At 68.8% G+C, this 12160-nt stretch carries 12 protein-coding genes and 1 pseudogene; 5 read left to right on the top strand and 8 right to left on the bottom strand.

All coding sequences use genetic code 11. The features are described from left to right. Positions 1-72: 72 nt before the first annotated feature. On the bottom strand, positions 73-951 hold the full coding sequence (locus X946_RS06650; RefSeq protein WP_235364004.1) for a DUF2182 domain-containing protein: 879 nt from the start codon (positions 949-951) through the stop codon (positions 73-75). After that, entirely contained in the window at positions 929-1693 is a 765-nt protein-coding gene (locus X946_RS06645; protein WP_038745042.1) for a DUF899 domain-containing protein, read from the bottom strand. The genes X946_RS06650 and X946_RS06645 overlap by 23 nt, the downstream gene beginning before the upstream one ends. Positions 1694-1824: 131 nt before the next feature. Between X946_RS06645 and X946_RS06640 the strand changes: the two genes are divergently transcribed. The 3 genes from X946_RS06640 to X946_RS06630 all read left to right on the top strand — a co-directional run bounded on the left by X946_RS06640 (position 1825) and on the right by X946_RS06630 (position 5016). Then, complete coding sequence (locus X946_RS06640; protein WP_038745039.1) at positions 1825-3045, top strand: hypothetical protein; 1221 nt, start codon at positions 1825-1827, stop codon at positions 3043-3045. 33 nt (positions 3046-3078) lie between these two features. Further along, complete coding sequence (locus X946_RS06635) at positions 3079-3765, top strand: Vgb family protein (protein WP_038745037.1); 687 nt, start codon at positions 3079-3081, stop codon at positions 3763-3765. A gap of 279 nt (positions 3766-4044) precedes the next feature. Further along, a complete protein-coding gene (locus X946_RS06630) occupies positions 4045-5016 on the top strand; it encodes a DMT family transporter (RefSeq protein ID WP_038745125.1) in 972 nt (323 codons plus the stop codon). Between the two features lie 166 nt (positions 5017-5182). Here X946_RS06630 and X946_RS06625 read toward each other — a convergent pair whose 3' ends face one another. Both X946_RS06625 and X946_RS06620 read right to left on the bottom strand, forming a co-directional pair. Continuing rightward, complete coding sequence (locus X946_RS06625; RefSeq protein ID WP_038745123.1) at positions 5183-5506, bottom strand: RnfH family protein; 324 nt, start codon at positions 5504-5506, stop codon at positions 5183-5185. Positions 5507-5511: 5 nt separating this feature from the next. After that, the gene (locus tag X946_RS06620; protein WP_038745034.1) at positions 5512-5949 is read right to left on the bottom strand and encodes a type II toxin-antitoxin system RatA family toxin; all 438 of its coding nucleotides are present in this window, start codon (positions 5947-5949) and stop codon (positions 5512-5514) included. 97 nt (positions 5950-6046) lie between these two features. Here X946_RS06620 and smpB point away from each other — a divergent pair, with 97 nt between their 5' ends. Beyond that, entirely contained in the window at positions 6047-6493 is a 447-nt protein-coding gene (smpB, locus tag X946_RS06615) for an SsrA-binding protein SmpB (protein WP_038745032.1), read from the top strand. A 136-nt stretch (positions 6494-6629) separates the two neighbouring features. On the opposite strand, the gene X946_RS06610 is transcribed toward smpB, so the two are convergent. From X946_RS06610 to ppsA, 3 genes are all read right to left on the bottom strand, one after another. Further along, positions 6630-7577: an SPFH domain-containing protein gene (locus X946_RS06610; protein WP_038745031.1), complete on the bottom strand. Its 948-nt coding sequence runs from the start codon at positions 7575-7577 to the stop codon at positions 6630-6632. A 55-nt stretch (positions 7578-7632) separates the two neighbouring features. Beyond that, positions 7633-8067 (bottom strand): NfeD family protein, encoded by a 435-nt coding sequence (locus X946_RS06605; protein WP_038745028.1) that lies wholly within the window; start codon positions 8065-8067, stop codon positions 7633-7635. 130 nt (positions 8068-8197) lie between these two features. Beyond that, a complete protein-coding gene (gene ppsA / locus X946_RS06600; protein ID WP_038745025.1) occupies positions 8198-10597 on the bottom strand; it encodes a phosphoenolpyruvate synthase in 2400 nt (799 codons plus the stop codon). Positions 10598-10611: 14 nt separating this feature from the next. Between ppsA and X946_RS34990 the strand changes: the two genes are divergently transcribed. After that, positions 10612-10794, top strand: coding sequence for a hypothetical protein (locus X946_RS34990; RefSeq protein WP_156440113.1), 183 nt, complete (start codon positions 10612-10614; stop codon positions 10792-10794). 474 nt (positions 10795-11268) lie between these two features. Here the strand turns inward: X946_RS34990 and X946_RS06595 are convergent. Continuing rightward, positions 11269-12149, bottom strand: a pseudogene (locus tag X946_RS06595) (phytochelatin synthase family protein); the annotation flags it as partial. Positions 12150-12160: the final 11 nt, after the last annotated feature.

The following is a 12160-nucleotide window of genomic DNA, read 5'->3' as shown; positions in this document are numbered from 1 at the left end:
TTGCTCCGACGGCAGAGCGCGGCGCGAGCGCCTTGCCCGCCGCGCCGGATGCCGCGCGCGTCGCTTGCGGCGTCACCCGAGCCCGGCCGCTCGCGCGATCAGGATCATGCCCGCCGCGACGCCGACACACCCGACGCCCCGCGCGACACGCTCACCAGCCGGCGCGAGGCGCTCGGCCGTGATCGCGGCCGTCACGGCCGCCATCGTCGGCGGGTCCATGATCCCCAGGACGACGAGGCTCGCCGTGAGGCCCGCGCTGCAGCAACAGCAGCGAAGGCCGAAATGCACGCCGTGCCGCCAGGCCGCGCCGGCGCTCGCGGACAACGCGCGGCAGCGGCGCGGCGCCTCACGGCAGCATGCGAGATGGCGCGCCTTCCACGCAGTGAACTGAAGCGCGCCCGCGCACGCGACGACCACGCCGCGCGCGACCGGCGCGGCGCGCGCCAGCGCCGGCACGTGCATCTCGACCGCCGCCAGCGCCGCGCCGAGCACATAGACGGCAATGCCGACCGCGATCCACACGAACCCATATCCCGCCGCGACCGACACCGCCCGCAGCCCAGCCCGCAGCCGGGCCCGAATCCCGCCCACGCAGCCGACCGAGCGCGCGCAGCGCACGAGCATCGGCGCGAACGACGGCAACATCATCGCCGCCATCATCGCGGCCCAGATGCCGACGAACGACGCCGCATCGCCCGCCCACGTCCGTCCGCACACTCGCGCGCCAATCACCGACATCGTCCCGCCGCCCGCCATCGGCGCGTCGCCCGTCGCGGGCATCGACGCGAGCCACGCGATCGCGGCCGCCGCGACGGCGCCCCCAAGCAGCGCCGACGCGCCGCCGAGCACGCCCGGCGCCGCGCGCCCGAAGGCGGCGTGCCGCGCGACGCCGCGCCCGGTGTCGCGCAGGCGGCGACCGCGCGCGCCCTCAGCGCTCGCCGTACTCGTCATGGCGACGCCACCAGACACCCGTTTCGTTGCGTCCCTTCGGCGCGCGATCGAGCCACTGGTACATGCCCCAGAGGCCGTCCAGCCCGCGCGCGTACGTCGAATACGTGTGATAGACGACGCCGTCCTCGAGCACGAACGCGCTCATCCCGGGCCGATCGCGCGCGTACGTGCGCGCATCGGTCCCGCAGGTGGCCGCGAATTCGGCGACGGGCGCAGGCGCGGGCGTCGCGTCCATCGCATGGCCGCCGCGCCGATAGTTGTATTCGACGGTCCCGTCGCGCTGCTGCGCTTGCGTGAACGACACGTTGAAGTCGTAGTTGAAGTCGCTGTCGAGCGACGACGCCCACGGAAACGTCCATCCCATGCGCTTGCGGTACGCCTGCAGCTTCGCGAGCGGCGCGCGCGACACCGCCGACAGCGTGACGTCGTGATGCGCGAGGTGAACGACGAAGCCGTCGAAGCCGTCCGCGATCGCCGAGCACGACGGGCATCCGGCCGTGTAGTCGGGCCCGAACATGAAGTGGTAGACGAGCAGTTGCGAGCGGCCGCGAAACAGCTCCGCGAGCGACGCGCGTCCTTCGTCGGTCTCGAATCGATACGCCTTGTCGACGCGCACCCAGGGCAGCGCCCGGCGCAGCCGCGCGAGTTCGTCGCCGCGCCGCGTGTGCGCCTTTTCCGCATCGAGCAGTTCGAGCCGCGCGGCGAGCCATTCGTCGCGCGTCCCAATCGTGTGAGTCGCCATCGATCGTCCCTCCTTTTTCGTGTCGCGCGCAGCTCGCCCGATTCGCGAACCGGCGCGCGGGTTGCGTGATCGTGGTGGTAGATTAGTCGCGGGCTTCGAACGGTGGGAGTGACAAGTGTGGCGGGATTCCGATGGACTCGCTGATCACGGCCGCGGCGCGCGCGCTCGCGGCGGGTGATCCGCTCGGCGCGCTGAACCGCGTCGCGTTGCGCGACGACGCGCCCGCGCTCGCGCTGCGCGGCATCGCGATGGCCCAGCTCGGCGATTTCGCGCGGGCGAAGGCGCTCGTGCGAAGCGCGGCCCGCGCGTTCGGCGCGACGGAAGCCGTCGCCCGCGCGCGATGCGTCGTCGCCGAAGCCGAGATCGCGCTCGCGTCGCGCGAGCTCGGTTGGCCCGAGAAGGCGCTCGAAGCCGCGCGCACGACGCTGGAGGCGCACGGCGACCGCGCGAACGCCGCGCATGCGCGCTATCTCGAAGTCCGGCGCCTGTTGCTAATCGGCCGCCTCGACGAAGCCGAGCGCACGCTCGCCGCGCTTGATCCGGCCGCCTTGCCGCCCGCCTTGCAAGCCACGCACGCGCTGATCGTCGCGGGGATCGCGCTGCGGCGGATCAGAACGAAGGCCGCGCGCGCGGCGCTCGCCGACGCCGGGCGCGCCGCGCGCGAGGCCGGTATTCCCGCGCTGACGGCCGAGGTCGAGCACGCGTTGCGCGTGCTCGACGCGCCCGCGGCGCGCCTCATCGCGCGCGGCGAAGAACGCGCGCTGCGGCTCGACGACGTCGAAGCGTGGCGCGCATCGCAATCGCTCGTCGTCGACGCGTGCCGCCACGTCGTGCGCGATGCGCGCGCGACGGTCTCGCTCGCGAGACGTCCCGTGCTGTTCGCGCTGGCGCGCGCGCTCGGCGAGGCCTGGCCGGGCGACGTGCCGCGGGACGCGCTCGTCGCCCGCGCGTTCCGCGCGAAACGCATGGACGAAACGCATCGCGCGCGCCTGCGCGTCGAAATCGGACGGCTGCGCGCGATGCTCGGCGCGCTCGCCGACATTCATGCGACGAAGCGAGGATTCGCGCTGACGCCGCGCCGCGCGCGCGACGTGGCCGTGCTCGCGCGCCCGGTCGAGGACGCGCACGCGGCGGTGCTCGCCCTGCTCGCCGACGGCGAGTCGTGGTCGAGCTCGGCGCTCGCGCTCGCGCTCGGCGCGAGCCAGCGCACCGTGCAGCGCTCGCTCGACGCGCTCGCGACGGCAGGCAAGGCGCAGTCGTTCGGCCGCGGGCGCGCGCGCCGCTGGACCACCCCGCCCGTGCCCGGATTCGCGACAGCCTTGTTACTCCCGGCCGCGCTGCCGGGCGATTAGGATGGCGCCATCGATCGACCGGAAGGCGAAGACATGAAACGATCCGCAGCCGAAATCATTCGGGAATATGGCCCGTTCGCAGGCGTCGACAGCGTGCACGGGCTCACGTACGACGGCCATCGCGTATGGTTCGCGTCCGGCGACAAACTGAACGCGCTCGACCCGGCGAGCGGGGCGACGCTGCGCTCCATCGGTGTCGCCGCGCACGCGGGCACGGCGTTCGACGGCCGGCACCTGTATCAGATCGCGGAGGATCGCATCCACAAGATCGATCCGGACACGGGGCGCGTGCTGGCGACGATCCCCGCGCCCGGCGGCGGCGGCGATTCCGGGCTCGCATGGGCGGAAGGCACGCTCTGGGTCGGCCAGTACCGCGATCGCAAGATTCATCAGATCGATCCCGACACAGGCGCGATTCTTCGGACGATCGAATCGAACCGCTTCGTCACCGGCGTCACGTGGGTCGACGGCGAGCTCTGGCACGGCACGTGGGAGAACGACGAGAGCGAGCTGCGCCGCATCGATCCGCGAACGGGCGACGTGCTGGAAGCGCTCGAGATGCCGGCTGGCGTGGGCGTGTCGGGGCTCGAATCCGACGGCGGCGAGCGCTTCTTCTGCGGCGGCGGCAACAGCGGGAAAATGCGAGCCGTCCGCCGCCCCGCGCGAAACGGCGCGGCACGCGGCGGCGCGGGGCGCGCGGCCGGCTCGACCGACGAATAGCCACGGGCAGCCACGGGCGGCATGCGCCGCAACGTCCGTCCGCGCGTCACGCGCAAACACGGCGACAGGCGCGCCAAAACTTCGCTCGCCGCCGTCGAGCGATGAGGCCGCGCCGCCGACGCGGCACGCGCAATTGCCGGCGATCCGCCTCAACACCGAGCCGCCGAGCCGGCGCGCTCCACGCCCACGCCGCTCCGACCGAGTGCAGGAATGAACAAGACAGACACCGCCTCGCTTCGCTAAGATGCGCGCTCGTCAGTGAAATGGCCGGAGAATTCGATGCAGCGCGGTGTGGTGTATGGCGTGTTGGCAGGCGCCTTGTGGGGGATGGTGTTTCTCGTGCCGCGGCTTCTGACCGACTTTTCGCCGCTGCTGCTGAGCGTGGGCCGCTATGCGATGTACGGCCTCGTGTCGCTCGCGGCCGCGCTGCCCGCCGCCCGCTCGCTCGCCGCGCGCTTGACGCGCGACGATCTCGTCGCGCTCGTCAAGCTCGCGCTCGTCGGCAACGTCGCCTACTACATGTTGTTGTCGAGCGCCGTGCATCTGATCGGCATCGCGCCCAGCTCGCTGATCGTCGGCGTGCTGCCCGTCACCGTCACGCTCGCCGGCCTCGGCGACCACGGCGCGGTGCCGCTCAAGCGGCTCGCGGGCCCGCTCGCGCTCGTCGTGGCCGGCATCGCGTGCATCAACGTCGACCTGTTCACGTCCGAAGCCGCGCACGCGACGACGCTCTCGCAAAAGCTCGCCGGCATCGCGTGCGCGGCGGGCGCGCTCGCGAGCTGGACATGGTACGCGGTCGCGAACGCCCGCTACCTGCAACGCCACCATCATTTCGACGGCAACGAATGGTCGGTGCTGTGGGGCGTCGTCACCGGCCTGATCGGCGGGCTGTGCTGGATCGGCATCGTCGCGCTGCCGGCCGGCGCGCTGCAGCCCGCGCTGCCCGCATCGCGCTGGCAGTTGTTCTGGCTGCTGAATCTCGGCCTCGCGATCGGCGCGTCGTGGCTCGGCAACGGGCTGTGGAACGCGGCGTCGAAGCGGCTGCCGCTCACGCTGTCGGGCCAGTTGATCGTGTTCGAAACCGTCTTCGCGCTGCTGTACGGCTTCGTTTTCGATCATCGCCTGCCGCGCACGCTCGAGATCGCGGCGCTCGCGCTGCTGCTCGCGGGCGTTTACGGATCGGTGCGCCGCCACGGCGACGGCAAGCGCGCGGCCGACGATCCGCTCAACGCGAACCTCGGCGCGCATTGAGCGCGGCCTCCGCCGGACGCTTCTCCGAATATTTCTCCGAATATTTCTTCGGATATGTCTGTTTGGATTTCTCTTCGGAAGCTTCGCCCGGCGTCGGCCCGGAAAGCGCGCGCATGGGCCGCCGCGAAATTTCGTCAGGCGAATCGCCCACGCCGCGCGCCGCCGCTCAGCGCGAATCCTTCGGCAGCCACTTGCGGCCTTCGATCGAGCCTTCGCGGCGGGTCTTGTCGACGCGGCGCTGCCGCGCGACCTTCGGATCGACGATGAGCGGCCGGTAGATCTCGACGCGGTCGCCGTCGGCCACGGGCGCGTCGAGCGGCGCGAGCTTGCCGAGGATGCCCGTCTTCAGCGTCGCGAGATCGATGTCCGGATGACGCGCGAGCACGCCGCTCGCGTCGATCGCGTCGCGCACGGTCGCGCCCGCCGGCACGTCGACGGCGACGAGCGTCTGTTGCTCGGGCAGCGCGTAGCAGACCTGGACCTTCGGCATCTGCGTCACCCCTTGCCGTAGCGCTGGTCGGCGCGCTTCACGAACGATTCGACGAACGTACTCGCGATGTGCGTGAACACGGGCCCGATGATCTTCTCGAGGATGATGCTCGAGAACTCGTAATGCAGCGCGAATTCGATCTTGCACGCGTCCGCGCGCAGCGGCGTGAAGCGCCAGTAGCCGGTGAACTTGCGAAACGGCCCGTCGGCGAACTCCATGTCGATCCGGGTCGGGCGCTCCTGCGTGTTGCGGGTCGCGAAATGCTGCTTGATGCCCTTGAAGTTGATGTCGATCCGCGCCTCCATGCCGGTTTCGTCGCGACGGCGAATCTCGACGCCGCCGCACCACGGCAGGAAGTTCGGGTAGTCGGCCACGTCGGTGACGAGGTCGAACATCTGTTCCGCCGAATGGCGGATCAATACGGTTTTCTGGACATCTGCCATAAATCGCGCGGCATCGCTAAGGTAAACGAGCAAGCCGGGCCAACGCCGCCCCGCTTTGCTAAAATTGTGATTTTAAACGAGTTGGCCATTTCCCTTCATGAGCATCATCGACAACAGAAAAGCGTTTTTCGATTACCACATCGAAGAGCGCTACGAAGCGGGGCTCGTGCTCGAGGGGTGGGAGGTCAAGGCGCTGCGCGCCGGGCGCGGCCAGATCAAGGAAGGCTACGTCGTCGTGAAGAACGCGGAGATCTTCCTGATCGGCACGCACATCAGCCCGCTGCCCGAGGCCTCGACCCACATCAAGCCTGACCCGGTCCGCACCCGCAAGCTGCTGCTGCATCGCGACGAGATCAAGAAACTGATCGGCAAGGTCGAGCAGCGCGGCTATACGCTCGTGCCGCTGAACTTCCACTACAAAGGCGGCCGCGTCAAATGCGAGATCGGCCTCGCCAAGGGCAAGAAACTGCACGACAAGCGCGAAACCGAAAAGAAACGCGACTGGGAACGCGAAAAAGCGCGGATCATGCGCTCGGCCGCGTAACGCGCGACGCTTTGCCGCACGCCGCGCGCCCGCCCGCGGCGCACTTCATCCGCCGCGCGATGCGCCGACATCGAAAAGGCCCGCTTCGATCGACTCGAAAAAGCGGGCCTTTTCTTCATCCCGCCGACGGCGGCGCTCAGCCCTTGCTCGCGCCCGAGCCTGCCGCGCCCGGCGCACCGCGGTTCACGATCGCGAGCGCCGACGCGATCGCCGTGCTCAGGTCCGACAGGTTCGACGGCACGATCAGCGTGTTGCCCGCCTTCGCGAGATTGCCGAACGCGCCGACGTACTGCTCGGCGACCTTCAGGTTCACCGCGTCCATCCCGCCCTGCGACTGGATCGCCTGCGCGATCTTCTGGATCGCCTGCGCGTTCGCCTCGGCCACGGCGAGAATCGCGGCCGCCTCGCCCTGCGCCTGGTTGATCGCCGCCTGCCTCTCGCCCTCCGATTTCTGGATCGCCGCCTCGCGCGCGCCCGACGCGAGGTTGATCTGCTCCTGCTTGCGCCCTTCGGACGCGGCGATCAGCGCGCGCTTCTCGCGCTCCGCGGTGATCTGCGCCTGCATCGCATGCAGGATCTCCTTCGGCGGCGTCAGATCCTTGATCTCGTAGCGCAGCACCTTCACGCCCCAATTCGACGCCGCCTCGTCGAGCGCCGACACGATGCTGTGATTGATGAAGTCGCGCTCCTCGAACGTCTTGTCGAGCTCGAGCTTGCCGATCACCGAGCGCAGCGTGGTCTGCGCGAGCTGCGTGATCGCGAGCACGAAGTTGCTCGCCCCGTACGACGCCTTCATCGGATCGGTGACCTGGAAGTACAGCACGCCGTCCACCTGCAGTTGCGTGTTGTCGCGCGTGATGCAGATCTGGCTCGGCACGTCGAGCGGGATTTCCTTCAGCACGTGCCGGTAGGCGATCCGGTCGACGAACGGCAGCACGATGTTCAGGCCCGGCGACAGCGTCGCGTGATAGCGGCCGAACCGCTCGAGCACCCACGCGTGCTGCTGCGGCACGATCTTCACCGTCTGCGACACGATCACGAAAGCGATGACGAGCAGCACCGCCCAGACGATCAACGAATCCATGAAGCTGGTCCTCCTGGTTGAAATGTGAAAGCCGAACGCGCGAGCACGCGTGCGGTCAGGCCGACGGCTTCGCGGCGACGATGAGGCAATTGCCGCGCACCGCGCGCACTTCGTACAGATGCGCGTCCTCGCGCTCGCCGGCGGCGAGCTCGACGTCCCATTGCGCGCCGCGATACTGCGCGCGGGCGCGGCGATCATGCCAGTGCCTGACCGTGATCGTCGCGCCGATGTCGATGTTGATGTCGGGATTCGCGGACGCGTCGCGCTTCTGCTTGCGGCCGAGCCCCGAGCGCCGGAGCACGATCACGGCGACGATCGCGACGAGCGCGGCGGCGGCGAACTGCCACGCGACGGGCGCGCCCGCGAGATGCACGAGGCCGCCCGCGAGGAAGCCGAGCGCGATCATCAGCAGGTAGAACGTTCCCGTCAGCAGTTCCGCGATGACGAACACCCCGACGCCGATCCACCAGAAAAACTGCCCTGACACCATCGCCCCTCCCGTTGCACAAAGAAAAACACCCCGGCGTTACCGGGGTGTTTATAGCACGAACCTTTCAATTTGCCTTCATTCAAACGGCGATCCGACGACCGCCGCCCGGACGAACGATCACCGCTGCCGGTTATTGCTTGGCGGCGAGCGCCTGCCACGTGTCGATGACCGTGTCCGGGTTCAGCGAAATCGACGCGATGCCTTCGTCGGCGAGCCACTTCGCGAAATCCGGGTGATCGGACGGGCCCTGGCCGCAGATGCCGACATACTTGCCGAGCTTGCGGCAGGTGTCGATCGCGCGCTTCAACATGAACTTCACGGCCGGATCGCGCTCGTCGAAGTCGACGGCGAGCAGTTCCATGCCCGAGTCGCGGTCGAGGCCGAGCGTCAGCTGCGTCAGGTCGTTCGAGCCGATCGAGAAGCCGTCGAAGTGCTGCAGGAACTCTTCGGCGAGGATCGCGTTCGACGGCACTTCGCACATCATGATGAGGCGCAGGCCGTTGTCGCCGCGCTTCAGGCCGAACTTCTCGAGCAGGCCGACGACGCGCTCCGCCTGCTTCACGGTGCGCACGAACGGCACCATGATCTCGACGTTCGCGAGGCCCATCTCGTCGCGCACGCGCTTGAGCGCGATGCACTCCATCTCGAACGCCTGCGCGAAATCCTCGGCGATGTAGCGCGACGCGCCGCGGAAGCCGAGCATCGGGTTTTCCTCGTCCGGCTCGTAGCGCGAGCCGCCGATCAGCTTCTTGTACTCGTTCGACTTGAAGTCGGACAGGCGCACGATCACGGGCTTCGGATAGAACGCCGCCGCGATCGTCGCGATGCCTTCCGTCAGCTTGTCGACGTAGAACGCGCGCGGCGACGCGTGGCCGCGCGCGACGCTTTCGACCGCCTTCTTCAGGTCGGCGTCGACGTTCGGATACTCGAGGATCGCCTTCGGGTGCACGCCGATGTTGTTGTTGATGATGAACTCGAGGCGCGCGAGGCCGACGCCCGCGTTCGGCAGCTGCGAGAAGTCGAATGCGAGCTGCGGGTTGCCGACGTTCATCATGATCTTGACCGGCACGGGCGGCAGTTCGCCGCGCTGCACCTCGGACACTTCGGTCTCGAGCAGGCCGTCGTAGATCTTGCCTTCGTCGCCCTCCGCGCACGACACGGTGACGAGCGAGCCGTCCTTCAGCACGTCGGTCGCGTCGCCGCAGCCGACCACCGCCGGCACGCCGAGCTCGCGCGCGATGATCGCCGCGTGGCAGGTGCGGCCGCCGCGGTTCGTGACGATCGCGGACGCGCGCTTCATCACCGGCTCCCAGTTCGGGTCGGTCATGTCGGCGACGAGCACGTCGCCCGGCTGCACGCGCTCCATCTCGGACGGATCGTGGATCACGCGCACGGGGCCCGCGCCGATCTTCTGGCCGATCGCGCGGCCCGTCGCGAGCACCTGCGACTGGCCCTTCAGCTTGAAGCGCTGCTCGACCTTGCCGTGGGCCTGGCTCTTCACCGTCTCCGGGCGCGCCTGCAGGATGAAGATCTTGCCGTCGCGGCCGTCCTTGCCCCACTCGATGTCCATCGGGCGCTGGTAGTGCTTCTCGATGATGACCGCGTACTTCGCGAGCTCGATCACGTCCTCGTCGGTGATCGAGTAGCGGTTGCGCTGCTCGTGCGGCACGTCGACCGTCTTCACGCGGCCCGGCTCGCCCGGCTGCGTGAACTCCATCTTGATCAGCTTCGAGCCGATCGAGCGGCGGATGATCGGGTACTTGTCCTGCGCGAGCGTCGTCTTGAACACGTAGAACTCGTCCGGGTTCACCGCGCCCTGCACGACGGTCTCGCCGAGGCCGTAGCTCGCGGTGATGAACACGGCTTCCTTGAAGCCCGATTCGGTGTCGATCGTAAACATCACGCCGGCCGCGCCGACGTCCGAGCGGACCATGCGCTGCACGCCGGCCGACAGCGCGACTTCGGCGTGCGTGAAGCCCTTGTGCACGCGGTACGAGATCGCGCGGTCGTTGTAGAGCGACGCGAACACGTGTTTCATGCGGTCGAGCACGTCTTCGATGCCGACGACGTTCAGATACGACTCCTGCTGGCCCGCGAACGATGCGTCCGGCAGGTCTTCCGCGGTCGCGGACGAGCGCACGGCAAACGACAGCTCGCCCGGCGAGCCGTTCTTCAGGATCTCGAACTGCGCACGGATCTCCTGTTCGAGGCGCGACTGCATCGGCGCGTCGACGATCCATCGGCGGATCTCGGCGCCGGCTTCGGCGAGTGCCTTCACGTCGTCGACGTCGAGCGACTCGAGACGTTGCGCGATGCGCTCCGTGAGCTTGTTGTGCTGGAGGAAGTCGCGAAATGCGAGCGCGGTCGTTGCGAAACCGGTGGGCACGCGTACGCCTGCCTCAGCCAGTTGACTGATCATCTCGCCCAGCGACGCATTCTTGCCGCCGACGATTTCGACATCGGTCATTCGCAACTGCTCGAACGGAATTACATACGCCTGATCCTTTGCGACGTTTGCTGCGTTAGTCATACAAGCCCCTAAGTGTGAAAAAAATGCTCGATCGTGCAACGGGCTCGGAGCGCGGCCGCCTGCAAAAAGCGGGACACGCATTGCACAACCTGTCGGATAAGCCTTCGCAGGGACGGGACGACTCCGGCGCACTTGCAAAAATCCCGGCAGAAAGGCGAAAAAGCAGACAAATCGCCGAACTTGCCGGGAATCCGTAGCGCATCGCGACCCGAATCGCGGCTGCGCCGCGCTTCAGCCGCAAGGGCTTATCCAACAGGTTGCCGCTATTCTACCGTGACGGCCAGCGGATGTGGCGCAACCCGCTCGCAATGGGGCTCTAGCGCGCGGTTTCGACGCGCCGGGCAAGTCGGGACGCCTTGCCGGCAGGGGCTTGGCCGGTCTGTCGCTTTTCGTCGGGGCGGTGTACGGGCGTTTGAGTGCAGGCATTGGGCATTGGGCATTCGGGCATTCGGGCATTCGGGCATTCGGGCATTCGGGCATTCGGGCATTCAGGCGTTCAGACATTTGGCGCGCCGAATGCCGGGTTCCCGCTCCCCGACGCAAACGACGCACGGGCGGCGGGCCGACCGACTCGCCGCAATCTTGCGCCGGCGCCGCCCGCGTCGTGCGGCCTCGCGCCTGTCGGACGACGGGTACGCCCACCCTGCGGGCCGGCACGTCGCCGGCACGCATCAACGCCCCGCCGTCGCCCCGCCGATGAGCACGTAGCCGCGACTGCGGCCGCCGTTGTCCGCATCGGGCGTGTTCATCGCCGCGTACAGATCGGCCGCCCTCACCCAGACAGGCGGGTATTTGTAACGGGACACGTCGAGGATCAGGAAGCGGTCGGCCGCGGCGTCGTACGCGCCGAGCGGCGAGATGTGGCCGCCCGTTTGCTGGCCGAGGCGGCTGCGCAGGTAGTTGACGAGCACGTAGCGCCCCGGGCGGCCGAGATGCGCGACCGCGTCCGCGCGAAACGCATCGACCGACGCATCGGACGCATGGCGCACGTCGCCGCGCGCGCCGAGCGCGTTCGCGAGCGCCCCCAGTTGATCGAGCGTCATCCCGTGCTGCTCGATCTGCGCCTGCGGACGGATCTTCTCGGTCGCGTCGTTGAGCACGTTGTCCTGCGTGAAGTAGTGGAACGGCGGATATTGCGCGGCGGCGGGCGCCGGCACGCGCAGCGCGTTCAGCACCATCACGAGCGACGCGACGCCGCAATAGCTCTCGGTTTTCTGCGTGACGAAGTGACTGCCGAGCGGCACGTATGCGCTGCGCGCGCCGCTCTCGGCCAGCATGTGCTCGCCGGCGCCGCTGCCGAGGTCGATCAGGCCGTCGGGCAACGGCAGCGTTTGCGCGGCCGCGCGCCCGATCAACGCGAACGCGCACAACGCGGCCACGGCGAATCCTTTTCTTTTTGTCACGATCGATCCTTTGTCGTTCGACGAGTGGAGCGCCGCTCGCGCACGGCGCCCGCACGAGCATAGCGCGACGCCGAGCGGGGCGCGGCGATGCGAAACGGCGCGCAAAAGCCGGGCGCGGCTCCCGCCGCCCGCGCCGCCGCGGCCCGCGCGCCGAAGCGGC

The organism is Burkholderia sp. ABCPW 111, from assembly GCF_000773065.1.
In the GTDB taxonomy this organism is placed as follows: Bacteria; Pseudomonadota; Gammaproteobacteria; order Burkholderiales; family Burkholderiaceae; genus Burkholderia; species Burkholderia savannae.
Note: the sequence above shows the minus strand (reverse complement) of the source record. Positions and strands in the feature narration are given on the sequence as shown.